The organism is Rhodanobacter sp. K2T2 (assembly GCF_013408815.1).
Taxonomy (GTDB): domain Bacteria; phylum Pseudomonadota; class Gammaproteobacteria; order Xanthomonadales; family Rhodanobacteraceae; genus Rhodanobacter.
This window is the reverse complement of the sequence record NZ_JACCCA010000003.1, coordinates 320084-335735: the sequence shown is the minus strand read 5'-3', so window position 1 is coordinate 335735 and position 15652 is coordinate 320084. Positions and strand designations below refer to the sequence as shown.

Below are 15652 nucleotides of genomic sequence, written 5' to 3'. Positions count from 1 at the left end.
CGCGCATGCCACTTTCGATGGCACGATAGTCTCGGAGACAGACAAAGAAGTCATGCTGTTAAAACCCGTTACTTTGTTCGGTGCTGAGTGTCAGCATGCCTGAGGGTGTGGGACTTTGAACGCCGTTTAGCGCTACTTTGAGAGCAGCGCCGGTAGTTAACGCATTAATGATCGAACCGACGGGGAGGCCGCCAATGTCCAGGCTGGAATTGGGTGGGGTGCCCGTAGCCGCAGCGTTAGCGAGCTGAGTTTGCTGAATGCGCAAATAGCGCAGACGAGTGTTGTAGGCATAGTTGATGGATTGCATCTGCTGACTATCTATCGCCATGAGCGTGTAGAGCGCTGTCAGCTTGTTGGTGTTATCTTCAAGCTTGCCATAGTCAGTAGACTGGATGCCCTGTCTCTCATTCAGAATGGCTTGCAGACGATTATTTCGAATTGCAGTATTCGTATACATGGTGACCATGTATTGGTACTGCGCGTCTTCCGTGTTGGCTATTTCCTGGCAGTTTTGTTGTTGCGTTTGCGCCAGCTTGCTGCACTGCTGAAGATCCTGCTGAAGTGTGGTCGACGTAGCCAGGGGATATTGCTTTGGATCCGCCAGCCGATCGCCGGGAGAGCCGTAGCTTCCGATGGCCAAATGCTTGTCGATATTGTCAGTGCTTGTCGCAATATTCTTTGTATTTGTCGCGGTTTTGTCGGTGTTGTCGCCCGGCGTATTGTCGGTTACCGACCACTGGGCATGGGCTGGCCGCGCAGACAGACAAACAACGATCGTCAGCAGGGCTACCATGTGGCGAAGATGAGTACGGAAGCGGGCTGAAGCCGAATTGCGCGGGGGATAGAAGTTGTTCATGGGTTTCTCCATCCGTAGTGGGTTCATGATTATGCCGCCGCTGATCGTGAGGACTTTGGTGGCTGGGGGGCTTTTTGCTTACCGCTGCCCTTGCGGTTTTCATAAAAGAGCTTGAGCCAGTGTTCGGGCTGCAGGTCGTCCGTGGCGATATCGTTTGCCGCGCTGACCTGTTGCATGATGTCGTGCATGATTTCGATATTGTCGGTGGACGCCGAAATCACCGAGAGCACGTCGTCCATGCCGCGCAGGTTGAGCTGGCAGACCGAGCTGGCGTGGCCTTGTTTTACCAGAAAGCAGCGCGAGCGCTCGTCGAGGCTCACCACCACCTGGTATTCGGCCTCGGTGAGTTTGAGGCCGTTGATATAGTCCTCTTTGCTGGCATTGGGGTTGGGCAGCAGGATCATGGTGGCGGTCTGCTCGATCAGCGAGGCGGCGATATCGCTGGCGAGCGCATCCTCCGGGCTTTGCGTGGCGAAGATGCCCAGGCCGTTCTGCTTACGGATGGTTTTCTGCTTGTTCTTGGCGAATTCTTTCAGGCCACCCTCGCCATCGAGGATTTTCCAGAACTCGTCCATCACGTAGATGAGCGGACGGCCGTCGATCAGCGCCTCCAGCCGGTGCAGCAGGTAGTTGATCACCGGCACGCGGACCTCGGCGTTGTCGATGATGTCGGTGTAGTCGAAGCCGATGATGTTGGCTCGTTGCAGGTCGATGGTGTCGACCGGATTGTCGAACACCCAGCCCAGCGAGTTGCCGGCGGTCCATCGGCGCATGCGTGCGAACAGGCCGTCGTCGCCCATATTGGGCAGGCTCTTCTGGAAGTTGGTCATGCTGCGCAGACGCATGGGTGTGTCGAGCATGTTGGCGACGCCGCGGAAGATGTCCTCTTCCTCGCGCGAGCTGTACACCGTCTTGCCGGCCAGGACTTTGATCAGGTCGGCGAGAAACTGGGTGTTGGTCTCGTTGCTTTCGCATTGGAACGGATTGAAGCCGGTGGGCTTGCCGTTTTCCAACGCCAGGTAATTGCCGCCGCAGGCGCGGACGAAAATTTCGGCGCCGCGGTCCTTGTCGAAGAAGAAGATGGTCGGCGACGGCTTGAGCTTCTGCACCTGGCTGAGCAGGAAGTTGATCAGCGCGGTTTTACCGGTACCGGATTTGCCGATGACCATGGTGTTGGCGATGGCCTTTTCGCCCAGCGAGTTTTCGGCCGGATGTGTGGCGTGGAAATTGAAGTGGTACGCCTGGCCGTTGGTCGTCTGCAGCGTGGTGACACAATCGCCCCAAGGATTGTTTTCTTTCTTGCCGGTGGCAAAATTGTGCAGCGGCGACAGGCCGAGGAAATTCAGCGAGCTGACGTTGGCGAGGCGTGTGCGAAATTTCCAGTTGCCGGGAAACTGCGAGTAGTACGCGGCTGTTACTGCCAGATCTTCTTTCACCGAAACGAAGCCGGCGTTGGAGAGCTCGGCGCGCGTGGTGGCGATCTGCTGGGAGAGCAGCTCCTGGTTCGGCGCGTAAATCGTCATGCTGAAGTGGTATTCGCCAAGTACAAAGTTGCCGGAGGCAATCTGGTCCATCGCATGATCGAGTTCGATGATCTGACTGACGGCCTTGTCGCCCGAGGAAATCATGGCGCCCTTGGTGCGATCGAGCGCCTTGAGTGCGTCCTGGCGACCCATGGGACTGAACGAGTGAGTGATCACATATTCGAAGTCGAGATACTTCAGGCCATTCAGGATGCCTGGGTACGTACCGTCAGTGAATTCCTTGATATTGAGGATCGCGCCGAAATGGTTGACGCCATCGGGCGTGGTGACCACAAAATCACCGGTTTTCGCGGAGAAACGCTGTTTGCTGATCGGCAGGTAGTTGTAGATCGGTGCCTTCAGCACCGGTACCGGCTCCTCGATGCGATTGAGCAGATAACCGAAAAACTCGAGCGTCTCGGAGAAGACCACGCGATTGCTCGCCTCGTACATGCCCAGGCGATAGGGCGCATAGTCCTTCAGCACCGCTTCGACGTTGCCGGCCAGTTCAAGCAGCGTATTGATGGCTTGAGTCTGTTCGGTTTCGAGTCGCGTGACGTCCGCCGATTTTTCGACAAAGCGTTTCCCGCCGACGACGGGACGATAAATCATCGTCAGATACAGCTCGTTCTGCATCAGCTTTTGCGCCGATAGCGTTCCGAAGTAGGCGTCGGAAAGGTCCTGGTTGAACGCATGGGCGAACTTGCTGCGATCGGTGACGCGGCGTCGGCGACGTACGTCATGCACCCAGAACGCCACGTTCACGAAATCGGGGGCGCGCAGCGTCTGCAGCATGCGGTTGAAGGCGTTGTGGCGGTGTTCGAGATCCCACTCCTCACGCCCCACGAACGGCAGGCCTTCCAGACGCCAGACCAGCAGGAAGTCTCCCCCCGTCGTCTTTATCACCGTGGGCGAGACGTGAGTGGACAGCGGAATGAACTCGCTGATGGAAGCGTCTGGGCTAAACATGATTCGAATACCGAGTGGATAAAACCTGATGTCCTTGGAAAGGCTGCCAAACACATCGTCGAATGAAACGTCCTATTTCCGCGTCTGTTTTTCACGGTAGATGTTTGGCGTGAACATCCACATGCCGTCGTTTTGTTGAAGGTTGCGTACGCGTGTCCGAAACTGAATACGCAGGCCGAGCAGACGAAAGATCATTTCGTCCCGTCTCGCCATCTGACGCATGACGAAAATGACCGGCGGTATCAGCAACAGAAAAAGCAGATTGAAATACATGGACATCAGCAAGCAGCTGCCCGCCCCCATGAAAAATGGGATGTAGGGGACACCCAGGAACATGGCCGGGCGGGTGCAGCCGCGAAAAAGCGGGTTCTTATGCATAGTGCTGCAGGAAATGCATCACAACGGCGTAATGATCCATTACATGAGTCATGATGGCGCCGCCGCTTGGGGTACAGGTGGTGATGCCACCGACCTTCGAGCTGTTGGCAAGAAACAGCTTGGCAATTTGGCTGGCTGCGCCAATGAGGATGCCGCCGATCATTACCGGGGCGACTTCGGAAATGCGTTTGTGCGCAAAGGCGATCTGATAGCCGGAAAAAATAACGGCAATGGTGACAACGACAATGGACACGGCGTTGAGCACCCCGGTGATATTCGAGAGGAAGCCGCAGGCGGTATCACCCAGTCCACCATCGGCCTGGAACGCGAATGCCATACCCGGCATGGTCAGTGAAACGATAACGGCGATGCCAAAAAACAGTCCGAGAAGGCGCGTTGTTTTGATGGAGTGAATGGGATGCTGGGACGATGTCATGTCAAGTTTCCTTCTATCAGTGGGTTTCAAGTTCAAAATCGGTTGCGTATGTGCGACCGAGGTTTACCGCAGATCGTCCCGAGGCAGGTCGGGACGGTGGTTTGGCCGTGAGGCCATAAGACCAATGGATCGGTTTCGCCGGGGCTCGGAGCCAGTGACGTTAAAATTTCAAAATACGAATGCACTGTCGCTACTCACTTCGCGAAGATCGGCTTGGTCAGATGCAGCTACTGCCGGTGCAGATGGCAAGGTCGCTATCTGCGGCGCAGGAACGCCCGCGTTGGCTGCGGCGGCTTGTGGGGGATCACCGAATTTTCGTACTTGAGGCTCGAATACATCGTTGCTTGCGGATGCCAACGCCTCAGCAGGGGAGGCGGACTGACCGGTCGTTGCCGGCGCTGCAGGTGCCGGCGTGACAGCGGGGGGCGTAGACGTTTGTGGGTCAGGTATGGATTTTGGCAACAACGCATTGGCGATAGAGCGCGTGGCAACCGTTGCCGCGGTATCCAGCATGCTGCTGCGGATAGCCAGACGATAGCTCGCACTATCGGTAGCGACGATCGGGGTCACGCCACTGGCGGAGACGCGCAACGCTGATGGCGATGGGCCATTGGCCGCCAAGAGCGGAATGGCGGCGGCGCCATCGGGTGCATGGGCCGTCGTACTGCCGTTGATCGAATCGTAGATCTTCTGCACATAGCCATCGCGATAGCCCGTGACAAAGTTTCCCGAGTAGTAGCAGCTGAAGGATTTTCCCCAGTCGTTGCCCGAGCTGGCATAGCATTCGGAAAGAATGCGCGCACCCACCGTCAAGTTGGGGCAAATGTCGAATGCCTGCTCATACGACGTCAGCCCGTATTTGCCGAGGTTGGCGCGATTGACCTGCGCAAGGCCGAGCGAGTAGTTGTAGCCCTTGGCATCCAGCATATGTACGGTGGCGATCGCTTCGCCGAGGTTCTGCGGCTGCCTGACCAGTTGACCGCCCACCACACCGATGGCGAACGGGTTGTAGCCCGATTCGACGTTGACCACGTGCTGCATCACATCGGCCGGAACCGCCATGTGCTGGCACGCTGCTATTTCCATTCCAGTTATCACTGCGCGATCTCCTGGCTTCTACCGGCTGTCCGACGCAAAGCGCCGTTCGGGGTTGAAATCGATGCCGGTGATATAGCGGCTGCCGGCATGTGCCTTGATGTGTACGATGATGTCGATCGTCATCATCAATAGATGCTTGATGGTGGAAAACTCCAGTCCTGCGCCTTCCGACGAGGCCTTGACCATCAGCGCCAGCTGATCCCAGGTCTGTTCGGTGCTGCCCGCGTGGCAGCTGGTAATGGAGCCTGGATGCCCCGACGCACAGTTGCGGATGAAGTAGAACGACTCGTCGCCGCGCAGCTCGGCCAGGATGATGCGGTCCGGCTTCATGCGCAGGCAGGCTTCCATGCAGCTCTTGGCGGTGATGTTGGCGGCACTCTGCCCCCCTTTGGAATAGAGCAGATGCACCACGTTGGGCTGATCGATGAACAGCTCGCGCGCGTCTTCGATGGTCACCAGTCGTTCGTTGTCCGGTATGTGGTGCACCAGCGATTTCATGAAGGTGGTCTTGCCGCTACCCGTGGCGCCGGATACGACGATGTTCTTTTTGTTGAGCACGGCCTTTCTGAAAAAATCGGCGTACTGGCGCATGGCGCGTAGTTCCAGCAGCTCCCGATCGTGCGCGTTGACGCCTGCGGCGACTTCGAGAATCTGGTCGAAGAATCCGTCTTGCTGATACTGGTCCAGCGTCTTGGTGTGCTTGGAGGGCAGGCGAATGGTGATCGATATATGGCCGGCTTCGCAGGCGGGCGGAATCACGAACTGCGCGCGCTGGCCGGTAGGAAAGGTCAGCGATACCACCGGATCGGCATCGGTGATGCGCTGTCCGGTATTGCTTTCATTGACGACGGCCGTGCAGAACTGGCGTGCGCGCTCGAAGGTCAGCTTGGGCACGGCAACGCGCTGCCAGCCGGCCTTGTTTTCCAGGTAAAGCTCGCCCGGCTTGTTGATGCAGATTTCGGTGACGTCGCTGGACGCCATCAAATCCTGGATGCCCAGTACCTGATACTGGTAATCCAGAAATTCGTTGGAAACCTGTGCGATGGTTGAGCCGTCGTCCATATCCGTCTTGATTCGCCTATTACCGTTGGAAAAACTTAGAGTCGCGCCACGACGCCGCTGAAATCCACGTCTTTGGCGACGTAAATATTCACCACGGTGCCCTGATTGATAGTCAGCGTCGGTTTGCGATTGGCTGATGCTTGTACCGCCTGATTGGATAAATCCTGCAGCGTCTGCGCTGTGTTGCTCTGGTATGGCGACTGCGTCACGACACCGCCGTCGCTGATATTTGTGCTTGTAGGACCGTGCTTTTCTCCTTCGTATTTGAAGGCGTCACTGAGCATGCTGATCAGCAGGGCAGAACCGATGCGGCTACCCCAGTGCGAATTGAGGTAACCCGGGTGGCCGGAGCCGCCAAGGTTATCGACGCCTGGGCTGGCCATGTTGACGTCGATGCCGTTGGGCGTGACGACGCGATCCCAGATGACAGCCTCGCGATCACCCGTCGGGCCGGAATCATATTTGCCGAGCACTTTGGAGCCTTTTGGCAGCAGCAGTCGGCGACCGGTGAACGAATAAACCGGCTCGGTCACCACGCACGAAGTGAAGCCCGGAATGTCGCTGATAATCCGGGTTTCGAGAACGCAGCGAATATATGTTCCGCGGAGCATCAGTGTGTCGGCATTCAGCAATGGCTGCGCGCTGGTAGCGACGTCGGGCTGCTCGCCGCCCAAGCCGCCGGGACGCGCCGCGCCCGGTTGACCGGGGATGCCGGGAACCCCCGTGCCTTGTTGGCCTGATGCCTGCTGACCATAACCGCCGCCAGCGGAGTCGTTTGCCCCGATTCGACGTTCAAGCAGTGTCGGGCCTCGTGGAGCCTGCATTTGCGCCTTAGCCTCCGTCTCGGCTGCCGTCGGCGGCGGAGGTGGCAGCGGTGGTGCCAGCGGTATCGGCTGCGGGGGCAGGCTCGGCAGTGGGCGCGGTGTTTGCTTCGGTGCTTCGGGTACGGTAATGGTTTCCTCCCGTTGTTTTGCCGGCGCCTCGTTCTTACCGGAGGCGCCTTTCAACATCCAGAATGCGACGACAATCAACAGAACGACGATCGCGCCAAGAAAAACCAGGGCACGTCGGTTCATTCGACGAAGATCGTTTGATCTCAGCTCCGGCGCACCGGCATCCAGGTCGGGTGCTTCCGATTGCCGGTACTGCGTGGAGTACGGATTGCCGGCCAGCGGATCAGCACGGCCGGGACGCGATTCGTTGGGTGGAACGCTGCCGTAGTCGGAGCCATCGCCGGGTTGATTGGGAGTATTCGAGCTCACTTTTTCGTATTCCTTCTCAGGCCGACAACGTTTTTGTCGTGGCGAATGACCAGAAACGGATAGGTGCCGTGAACCACGATCGTGTTGCCTTCGATCGTGGTGTTCACCACCGCGTCTTCACCGTGCTCGCGCTCGCGCATGTAAACGGTAGGAAAGTTTCCAGTGGGAAACTGTTTCATATCGCTCATCTTGATGTAGGTGAATCGCCCATCGTCATAGACGTTGACGGGAACGAGCCACAAAGCGGTGCTGCTGCGTTTGGCGTAGTCGTAGTTGAAGTTGTAGCTACGATCTTTCACCAGCGACGTGTCGAGCTCGGGTACGTCGGCAGCCTTCGTGGCTTCGGCTGCGAACGTGGTGTCGCCGGGGTAGGTAAAGACAATTTTGTATTGAACGCCCGCCCGCTTGGCCTGTTCCAGCGTCTTCCAATCCGTCGCAACCACCTTCAATTCGAAGATGTAGGAATGGGTCGCCGTACGGATCATCATGTTGGTATCAACATCGACGTTCTTCGGCTTGAGGTAGAACAAGTTATCCCGGCGCGTAATATCCCAGCCGCTGCTGAAGCCGGTGCTGTAGTCGAGGATCTTCTCGTTTTTGCTCAGCTCGATTTGGGTGGTGATGCCCAATCCGGTTCGCACCGGATAAATGCGCTCAGCCTGGTATTCGTATTGCTGCACGACCTGGGCGTGACCGGAAAGCGTCACGCCAGCCGCGATCAGAAACACGGCACCAGCCAGACCCAGTTTGCTTGGTGGGTTCATCGGTGGCCTACTCCATTGGAGATGTTGTTCGTCGCAGGCGCCGCGGCCGGAGCGGCGGCGCTAGGGGTCGCCTCATGCTCAGGTATGGGCGGCTGCGAAATAACGCTGGATGCGGGGATTGCCGACGTTGATGCCGGTGCTGGCGAGGTTGCCGCTCCAGGCTGTGCGAGGGGCGCGGTTAGCAGCGCCCCTGGTACGGCTTCTGGCGGAGCTACGGATGCATCGGCATCCACGCGATAGTCGGTGACCTGGAAGCCGAGCGGATTTTCGATTCGATACTGGTCATCCATTTTCAGATTGGCTTTGTAGACAAATGTGAGCGTGGCGATTTCGCTATCCATCGGCCGCGATATGCCGGACTGTTTGTCGTACAGACTGCGTTGGAAACGCACTGTCGCGCCCTTTGGTTTCTCGTTGAGTTCCCCCCCACTGGTGAGAACAATGCTGAGAATCTTTACTCGTATGGCCTTGTCTCTGCCCAGTGTCTTGAACGGATTGTCGGGATTATTGGATGCGTACAAATTCTGGTAAGCGCCACCGACCCCCGGCGAGGCCATGGTCAACACGGTGGGCCAGTCGTGCAGATTCATCATTGGGATGTCGTACGACTCGCGGGCCAGCACAAAATGCGCCACGTTGCTGCGGTTGATCGCTTCGCTGGGCGTTATCTGGCTGTCGGTAAGGCTCTGGGTCAGCCGCGCCACCGTGCTGGTGCCGGTATAGGCATCGGCCATGACGATGTAGGGGACCTTTTCCTTGAGCGGCAGCATGTAGAAATAGCCGCCCAAAAGAATCAGCGCCACGACGACGGCGGAAAACGCGACCCACCAGGCGCGGCGTTCGCTGCGCTTGGCCAGGTCGGCAACGGTCAGCTCGAAACTGACCGATCGTTTGACCGTGTCGTCAATTTTTCGAGTGTTGGTTTTCTTGTCGGCCATTAGCAAAGATCCAGACGGTCGGCGGCAGAGTGAGGGTTTGTTTTCATGACTTGCTGCTCGTGGGAGCTGCCGGTTTCACTGCGCCGGACGCGGCCTTGGTTTCCGAGGCATCCGGCTTGGATACATTGGCGACAGTGACCAGAATCTGCTTGTCATTGATGGTGATGAGGATGCCCTCCGCGGCGTAGATCGAGTTCAGCTCGGCGGCTGCCGATCGAACATCGCGCGTCTGGATTTGCGCGACCGGCTTATAGAGCGTGTAGTCGGACATGAGCTGGTAGGAGAGCGTCATGCCGGTGTCTTTCGACCACCGCGTCAGCATGGTTTTCAACGTGCCGTCCATCGGCGAGGCGTAGAAGGTGTAGGCCTGCGCCAGCGGTATTTCCGTGGGCTGATCCTGAAAGCGGTTCACCGGCTTCCAGGATCCGCCGAAGTCCTTGGCCGCGGGCGTTCCACAGCCGGCAAGCATAAGAGTCAGGGCCAGCGGAATGCCAATCACGGCGGTGGTTGAAAAGACCTTATTCACATCGCGCTCGCAAATGTTGTGTGGAGGGAATGAGTTGGGCGGCAAGTCTGCTGTGGGGGCGTTGCAAAACGATGGCGCATGGAAGCGCGCGCCACGTCAGTCGATAGCGGCGGGGAAGCATAGGTAAGTGGTCGTTGTACGACTACAGCCCGTGTCAGCGAAGAGTGACGGGAATAGGCTGAAACAGTTGTAGGGGTTTTCCCTACAACTCGGTACTGTTGCTGCGGAAGAACTGGCTTCCGCCCTGCAAGACTTTCCGACTCCATTCAAACGCTCCCCCCGGCAGGCATCAAGCCTGCCGAAACTAACTTCACAAAAGCTATTGTGTTTTGGAAATCGGCCGCCTGGCCGCGCTGATTTCCGCGTCGGCAGGGGGAATACCCTGAACAACGGTTAACTCAATTCTGCCGCAGTAAATTACATAAAGCTAGTGTTATATAACCGTTATCTTGGTCAGGTCTCAAATGCGCCGCGTAGCCACACGGCATGTGCCGCATCTGGCGGGCCGTCGTAGGTTATGACATCGAAACGGCAACTGGCATTGGATTTTTTCGGATTTGCCGCCAGCCACAGCTGCGCGGCTTTTATCAGCTTCAGGCGTTTGCCGGCCGTCACGGACTCGGCGGCGGAGCCGTGCGCCGCGTGTTTTCGGTAACGCACTTCCACGAAGACGACGGTGTCGCCGTCGCACATGACCAAGTCGAGCTCGCCGAAGCGCGTGCTGTAACTGCGATCCAGCAGTTTCAGGCCGGCGCGTTCCAGTTCGGTGCAGGCGCGCCGCTCGAAAACGTCGCCAAGGGCACGCATCAGTGGCCGGCGGGCGGGTTTGCGTCGGGCGGCGCTGCACTGCTGGCGGCGCCTGCTGGCGGAGTGTCGTCAGCGGGTGGCGTCATGGCATCACCGCTAGGCGGCGCGCTCGCTGGAACGTCGTCCATTTGCAGGCTGCCGCTGAGCGGGCGAGCCAGCCCGTCCTGAAATTTCGCCCAGATCAGCACGCGGCGCACCCGGCCGAATGGGTCGGCGGTGAGCTGACCACTGGCGCCGGGTAAATAGCTGCCGACATGGGCGCGCAGCCAGTCGAGATACGGCACCAGATTCCACGCGTCCATGCCGAAAGCGAACAAGCGCGCGGCGCTGCCCTGTGCCGCCGGTAGCTGTGTCGCGATGTCATCGTGATTGGGCAGGCCCGGCTGGGCGTTGAACAGCCAGGGCGCGTCGGAAAACTCCACGCCCTCCAGGTCGCGATTGCTAGCGGCGTCGTCGCTACCGTCATAAATATGTGAGGTGGCGAATACCGGCAGGTGCACGTTGGCGACGGCCAGCTGCGGAACGAGCAGGCGCGCCTGGTTCGGGCGCATGCTGATGAAAATGGCAGCATCGCTGGGTGCGTTGTCGAAGCTGATGCCGGCCAGCGCGCTGGTGAACGTGGTCAGCGTTGTCATATTGACCAGCTCGCCGCCGCGCGCCGCGAACTCGGCCTTGAACGCACTGGCCGCGCGCTGGGCGAAGTCGTCGCCGGAAACCAGGACGTAGGCATGCTTCAGGCCGCGCTCGACGATATGGTCGGCCGCCTGCGCGCCCTCGGTTTCGGGGAGTAGTCCGAATTCGCTGGTGTCATTGCCGGGCAGCTGCTTGTCGTCGGGATGGTTCAGCGCGAGAAGCGGCACCGGCAGGCTTTTCTGGCTGAACACGGCGGCGACTTCGCCGCGGGTGAGTGGTCCGACGACCAGCTGCGCACCGTCGGTCACCGCCTGTTGGTAACCCTTCACGGCGCCATCGGCGGTGCCGTGGCTGTTGTAGACGCGCACGCTGGGGCGTGGGGCGTGATTGTGGCCGGCGTCGATGTAGGCGGCGAAAAATCCTTCGCGTACCGATTCGCTGGCCGCGGCAAAGTTGCCGTCACCGGGCAGCAGCAGGGCGATTTGCTGCGGAACTTTGTAGCCCTCGCGCACGTTGGCGTCGGCACCGGGCAGCAGCGTGCCGACCGGTTGCTGAAGCGTCGGCTGCGGTCTGGCGACGGCCACACCCAGCTGAGCCAGTGCTTCATTGACCCAGGTAAGCATGCGGTCGCTGGGTTTCATGGCGGCAGCGCGCTGTTTCAGCGGTTCCACGCCCACCTTGCCGAGCAGGTCGAGGATTTGCTTGCGGTTTTGCGAGTGGTCGATGCCGCTGAGCTGATCGTCCATCTGCACCCGCGTGCGTGCTGCGCCCCAGTAGTCGCCGCTGTCGGTCATCGCCCGGGCGCGCAGCTCCAGCAGGCGCAGCTGGTATTCCGGTGGAACCGTCACGTTGACCTGGGCGGTGAGCTGCAGGGCCGTAGCGGTGTCGTGCTGGCTCAGGGCGAGTTCGGCACGCAGAAGATCCAGGCGCAGCGGCTCGTTGCCCGTGAGCCGGTCGCGCTTGATCAAAGCCAGCGTCGGTGCGGCGCGCTGGATCTGGCCTTCCTGCCGCCATGCCTCGGCGGCCAGCAGGCGATAGTGATCGGCGCTGCCGGATGACTGCCCGGCGAGCGTAAGGTAGGCCTGCGCCGCCTCGTCGAACTGGCCCTGGTTGGCCAGTGCCGCCGCGCTCTGTTCGGCGGCGACATCGGTCGGCGAAGGCTGCACATTGTTGGGCACACAGCCGCTCAGGGCCAATGAAACCAGCAGTCCGATCGCAGCGGCGCGCGGATGGCGCATGAGGCGCATGAGAAATCCCTTGATCGTCATGGTCGGCAATGCGCGATCATAGCCGATCAACTTGCCGGCCCGCGGCGCAGGAGTTCTCCGATGTCATCAGTTCAGCCAGGCAGCCTGTGGGTGGTGGCGACGCCTATCGGCCATCGCGACGACTTTTCCGCGCGCGCCATCGAGACGCTGCGCGCCGTGGCGGTGATTGCGGCGGAGGATACGCGGCATAGCCGTCCGCTGCTGGTGCATCACGGCATCGATACGCCGTTGATCGCGCTGCACGAGCACAACGAGCGCGATGCGGTGGACGGCATCGTTCGCCGGCTGCTGGGCGGCGATTCGGTGGCGCTGATTTCCGATGCCGGCACACCGCTGATCAGCGATCCCGGTTTTCGCCTGGTGCGCGCCGCGCGGGCCGCTGGCGTGCGCTGCATTCCGCTGCCCGGTGCTTGTGCCGCGATTGCCGCCCTGTCGGTCGCCGGACTGCCCAGCGATCGTTTTGTATTCGAAGGTTTTCTGCCGGCCAAGGCGGCCGCGCGGCGCGCTCGCTTGCAGGAGCTGGCTGGCGATGCGCGCACGGTCATCTTTTATGAATCCTCTCACCGCGTGGCCGAGAGCCTGGCCGATATGCGTGATATTTTTGGCGGCGAGCGCGAAGCGGTGCTGGCGCGCGAGCTGACCAAGATGTTCGAAACAGTGATCGGCGAACCGCTGAACGATCTGGCGGCGAAGGTAGTTGCCGATCCCGATCAGCAGCGCGGTGAGCATGTGATTCTGGTGGCTGGCCGCGGAGAAGAGGCCGACGCCAAGCTGGCCGAAGGTCGGCGCGTGTTCGCCATTTTGCGCGACGAGCTGCCGCCCGCGAAGGCAGCCAAGCTGGCGGCCGTCATCAGTGGTGCGCCGCGCAAGCTGTTGTATGAGGTGGGCAGCGCGGAATGAAGGAACGGGCAACCGTGAGCTTTACGTAGGTTTCCCGTTCGCGTGTCGCGCGGCGCTCTTCGAGTGCGCTTCCTCTATACTTCGCCACGGAGTCGGCCGGACAGTCGCGTCGCGCGCAAGCGCATCGAGGAAAGTCCGGGCTCCGCAGGGCAGAGTGCCAGGTAACTCCTGGGCAGCGTGAGCTGACGGCCAGTGCAACAGAGAGCAGACCGCCGAACGGCATCTTCGGATGTGCGTGGTAAGGGTGAAAGGGTGCGGTAAGAGCGCACCGCGTACGGGGCTAACGTCGTACGGCACGGTAAACCCCACTCGGAGCAAGACCAAATAGGGGAACGATAACGCGGCCCGCGTTGTTCCCGGGTAGGTTGCTGGAGCCAGACGGTGACGTCTGGCCGAGAGGAATGACTGTCGCGTCGCAAGACGTACAGAACCCGGCTTACAGGCCGACTCCACCTCTTCGCAAGTTTCCCACCGGTGCGGCTTCGTGCTCGCCGGTGGAGAACTGTGGGCGTTTCGATGGCGGTTTTGACGTGCCTTTCACGGGTTATCAGGGCTTCCGGCGCCGTGTGCATGACGGCTTTGCATCCGGGAGAGGGGTGCGTTTTTCTAAAAACTCACTGTATTCAAGCACCTTGCAGGGGTTTGTGAGAAATCGCTGGAATTACGAACACAATCTCGCCTTTCTCCTTGATTCACAAGCGAAATTTCCTTGACAGTCTCATGCTGCGAGACTATCGTGGGTTCACGTGTGGAATTGTGGGTTTTAGTGGAGTCAATGCATCGTGTTCCAGGGCGAGACCGCCATCACCGTCGACGACAAGGGCCGCCTGGCCATCCCGACCGCGTATCGGGAGCAGGTTGCCGGCGAGTGCGCGAATCGTCTGGTCATTACCTACAACCCGTTCGAGTCGGGCTGCCTGTGGCTGTTTCCGTATGCGGAATGGGAGCAGGTGCGCGATCAGGTCAATGCGCTGCCCAAGGTCAAGGCGGCCCACCGCGACATGCAGATGAAGCTGGTCGGTGCAGCCAGCGTGGTCGAGCCCGACAGCGCGGCGCGCATCTTGCTGCCGGCCAGCCAGCGCGCCGCGGCCGGCATCGAGAAGAAGGCCGTGCTGCTGGGCATGGGCAACAAGTTCGAGTTGTGGAGCGAACAGGCTCACCTGGCGAAGATCCGTCAAACCATTGGCGAGGACGAGATTACCGATCACATGGCAGACCTGCGCCTGTAAGTCACAGACGCAGCGGCAAACGCAGGACAGGAGCGGGAGTGCACATGGCCGAGCAACAGTTGCGGCACATCCCGGTGATGCTGGGCGAAGCGGTGGAGGGGCTGTCAGTGCAGGCTGAGGGGCGCTATCTCGACGGTACATTTGGACGCGGCGGTCATGCTCGCGCCGTGCTGTCGCGCCTCAACGCCGATGGTCGTCTGCTGCTGATGGATCGCGACCCGCAGGCCATCGCTGCCGCGCAGGCTGAGTTTGCCGCCGATGCGCGCGTGTCGATCCGTCACGCCAACTTTTCCTCGCTGGCCGAATGGGACGAAACCGCCGAGGGCCTCGACGGCGTTCTGCTGGATCTGGGCGTGTCCTCGCCCCAGCTGGACGACGCCGCGCGCGGCTTCAGCTTTATGGCCGACGCGCCGCTCGACATGCGCATGGACACCACCCAGGGCGAAAGCGCGGCGGATTTTCTGGCGCGTGCGACCGATCGTGAGATTGCCGACGTGCTGTGGAATTTCGGCGAAGAGCGCCACAGCCGCCGCATCGCGCGGGCGATCGTCGAAGACCGCGATGCCAAACCGTTCACCCGCACCGGTCAGCTGGCCTCGCTTATCGAGCGCATCGTCGGCCGGCGCGAGCCGGGCAAGCATCCGGCGACGCGCAGCTTTCAGGCGCTGCGCATTCATGTCAACGGCGAGCTGGACTCGCTGCAGCAGGGTTTGAACGCCGCGCTGGAACGGCTGCGTCCCGGCGGTCGTCTGTCGGTGATCAGTTTTCACTCGCTGGAAGACCGCGCCGTGAAAATGTTTATCCGCGATCACTCCGGTCGCGTGCAGAACAGCCGTCGGGGTCCGCCGGTCGCGGCGGTCGCGGCGCGGCTTGCAGCCATCGGCAAGGCGCAGTTTCCCTCCGACGCCGAACTGGCGGCCAACCCGCGTTCGCGCTCCGCCGTGCTGCGCGTGGCAGAAAAGCTTGCCGAGCAGACGCCGTCGATCGAGGGTCATGCATGAAG

General features: G+C 60.2%; 15 protein-coding genes and 1 other RNA gene. 4 read left to right on the top strand and 12 right to left on the bottom strand.

What is annotated here, in order from left to right:
* Nucleotides 1-58 precede the first annotated feature (58 nt).
* The 12 genes from HDE78_RS07095 to HDE78_RS07040 all read right to left on the bottom strand — a co-directional run bounded on the left by HDE78_RS07095 (nucleotide 59) and on the right by HDE78_RS07040 (nucleotide 12499).
* The gene (locus tag HDE78_RS07095) at nucleotides 59-856 is read right to left on the bottom strand and encodes a hypothetical protein (protein WP_179477831.1); all 798 of its coding nucleotides are present in this window, start codon (nucleotides 854-856) and stop codon (nucleotides 59-61) included.
* 29 nt (nucleotides 857-885) lie between these two features.
* Entirely contained in the window at nucleotides 886-3348 is a 2463-nt protein-coding gene (locus HDE78_RS07090) for a VirB4 family type IV secretion/conjugal transfer ATPase (protein WP_179477830.1), read from the bottom strand.
* Between the two features lie 72 nt (nucleotides 3349-3420).
* Nucleotides 3421-3726 (bottom strand): VirB3 family type IV secretion system protein, encoded by a 306-nt coding sequence (locus HDE78_RS07085; protein ID WP_179477829.1) that lies wholly within the window; start codon nucleotides 3724-3726, stop codon nucleotides 3421-3423.
* Nucleotides 3719-4162: a TrbC/VirB2 family protein gene (locus HDE78_RS07080; RefSeq protein WP_179477828.1), complete on the bottom strand. Its 444-nt coding sequence runs from the start codon at nucleotides 4160-4162 to the stop codon at nucleotides 3719-3721. Before HDE78_RS07080 ends, HDE78_RS07085 begins: the two co-directional genes overlap by 8 nt.
* Nucleotides 4163-4330: 168 nt before the next feature.
* Nucleotides 4331-5248, bottom strand: a complete 918-nt coding sequence (locus tag HDE78_RS21225; protein WP_179477827.1) for a lytic transglycosylase domain-containing protein — start codon at nucleotides 5246-5248, stop codon at nucleotides 4331-4333.
* Between the two features lie 30 nt (nucleotides 5249-5278).
* On the bottom strand, nucleotides 5279-6322 hold the full coding sequence (gene virB11, locus HDE78_RS07070) for a P-type DNA transfer ATPase VirB11 (protein WP_179477826.1): 1044 nt from the start codon (nucleotides 6320-6322) through the stop codon (nucleotides 5279-5281).
* 35 nt (nucleotides 6323-6357) lie between these two features.
* A complete protein-coding gene (locus HDE78_RS07065; RefSeq protein ID WP_179477825.1) occupies nucleotides 6358-7584 on the bottom strand; it encodes a TrbI/VirB10 family protein in 1227 nt (408 codons plus the stop codon).
* Nucleotides 7581-8348 carry a TrbG/VirB9 family P-type conjugative transfer protein gene (locus tag HDE78_RS07060; RefSeq protein ID WP_179477824.1) on the bottom strand — a complete coding sequence of 256 codons (768 nt, stop codon included), beginning with the start codon at nucleotides 8346-8348 and terminating at the stop codon, nucleotides 7581-7583. Before HDE78_RS07060 ends, HDE78_RS07065 begins: the two co-directional genes overlap by 4 nt.
* The gene (locus HDE78_RS07055; RefSeq protein WP_179477823.1) at nucleotides 8345-9286 is read right to left on the bottom strand and encodes a type IV secretion system protein; all 942 of its coding nucleotides are present in this window, start codon (nucleotides 9284-9286) and stop codon (nucleotides 8345-8347) included. The genes HDE78_RS07060 and HDE78_RS07055 overlap by 4 nt, the downstream gene beginning before the upstream one ends.
* A 43-nt stretch (nucleotides 9287-9329) precedes the next feature.
* Nucleotides 9330-9812: a hypothetical protein gene (locus HDE78_RS07050; protein ID WP_179477822.1), complete on the bottom strand. Its 483-nt coding sequence runs from the start codon at nucleotides 9810-9812 to the stop codon at nucleotides 9330-9332.
* 453 nt (nucleotides 9813-10265) lie between these two features.
* Nucleotides 10266-10619: a YraN family protein gene (locus HDE78_RS07045; protein ID WP_179477821.1), complete on the bottom strand. Its 354-nt coding sequence runs from the start codon at nucleotides 10617-10619 to the stop codon at nucleotides 10266-10268.
* Nucleotides 10619-12499 carry a penicillin-binding protein activator gene (locus HDE78_RS07040; RefSeq protein ID WP_179477820.1) on the bottom strand — a complete coding sequence of 627 codons (1881 nt, stop codon included), beginning with the start codon at nucleotides 12497-12499 and terminating at the stop codon, nucleotides 10619-10621. The genes HDE78_RS07045 and HDE78_RS07040 overlap by 1 nt, the downstream gene beginning before the upstream one ends.
* 81 nt (nucleotides 12500-12580) lie before the next feature.
* Here HDE78_RS07040 and rsmI point away from each other — a divergent pair, with 81 nt between their 5' ends.
* The 4 genes from rsmI (at nucleotide 12581) to rsmH (ending at nucleotide 15650) form a co-directional block, all read left to right on the top strand.
* On the top strand, nucleotides 12581-13420 hold the full coding sequence (gene rsmI, locus HDE78_RS07035) for a 16S rRNA (cytidine(1402)-2'-O)-methyltransferase (RefSeq protein ID WP_179477819.1): 840 nt from the start codon (nucleotides 12581-12583) through the stop codon (nucleotides 13418-13420).
* Between the two features lie 88 nt (nucleotides 13421-13508).
* Nucleotides 13509-13875: RNase P RNA component class A (rnpB, locus tag HDE78_RS07030), an RNA gene on the top strand.
* 327 nt (nucleotides 13876-14202) lie between these two features.
* Complete coding sequence (mraZ, locus tag HDE78_RS07025) at nucleotides 14203-14649, top strand: division/cell wall cluster transcriptional repressor MraZ (RefSeq protein WP_179477818.1); 447 nt, start codon at nucleotides 14203-14205, stop codon at nucleotides 14647-14649.
* A 44-nt stretch (nucleotides 14650-14693) separates the two neighbouring features.
* Nucleotides 14694-15650: a 16S rRNA (cytosine(1402)-N(4))-methyltransferase RsmH gene (gene rsmH, locus HDE78_RS07020; protein ID WP_179477817.1), complete on the top strand. Its 957-nt coding sequence runs from the start codon at nucleotides 14694-14696 to the stop codon at nucleotides 15648-15650.
* The last annotated feature ends 2 nt before the right edge of the window (nucleotides 15651-15652 follow it).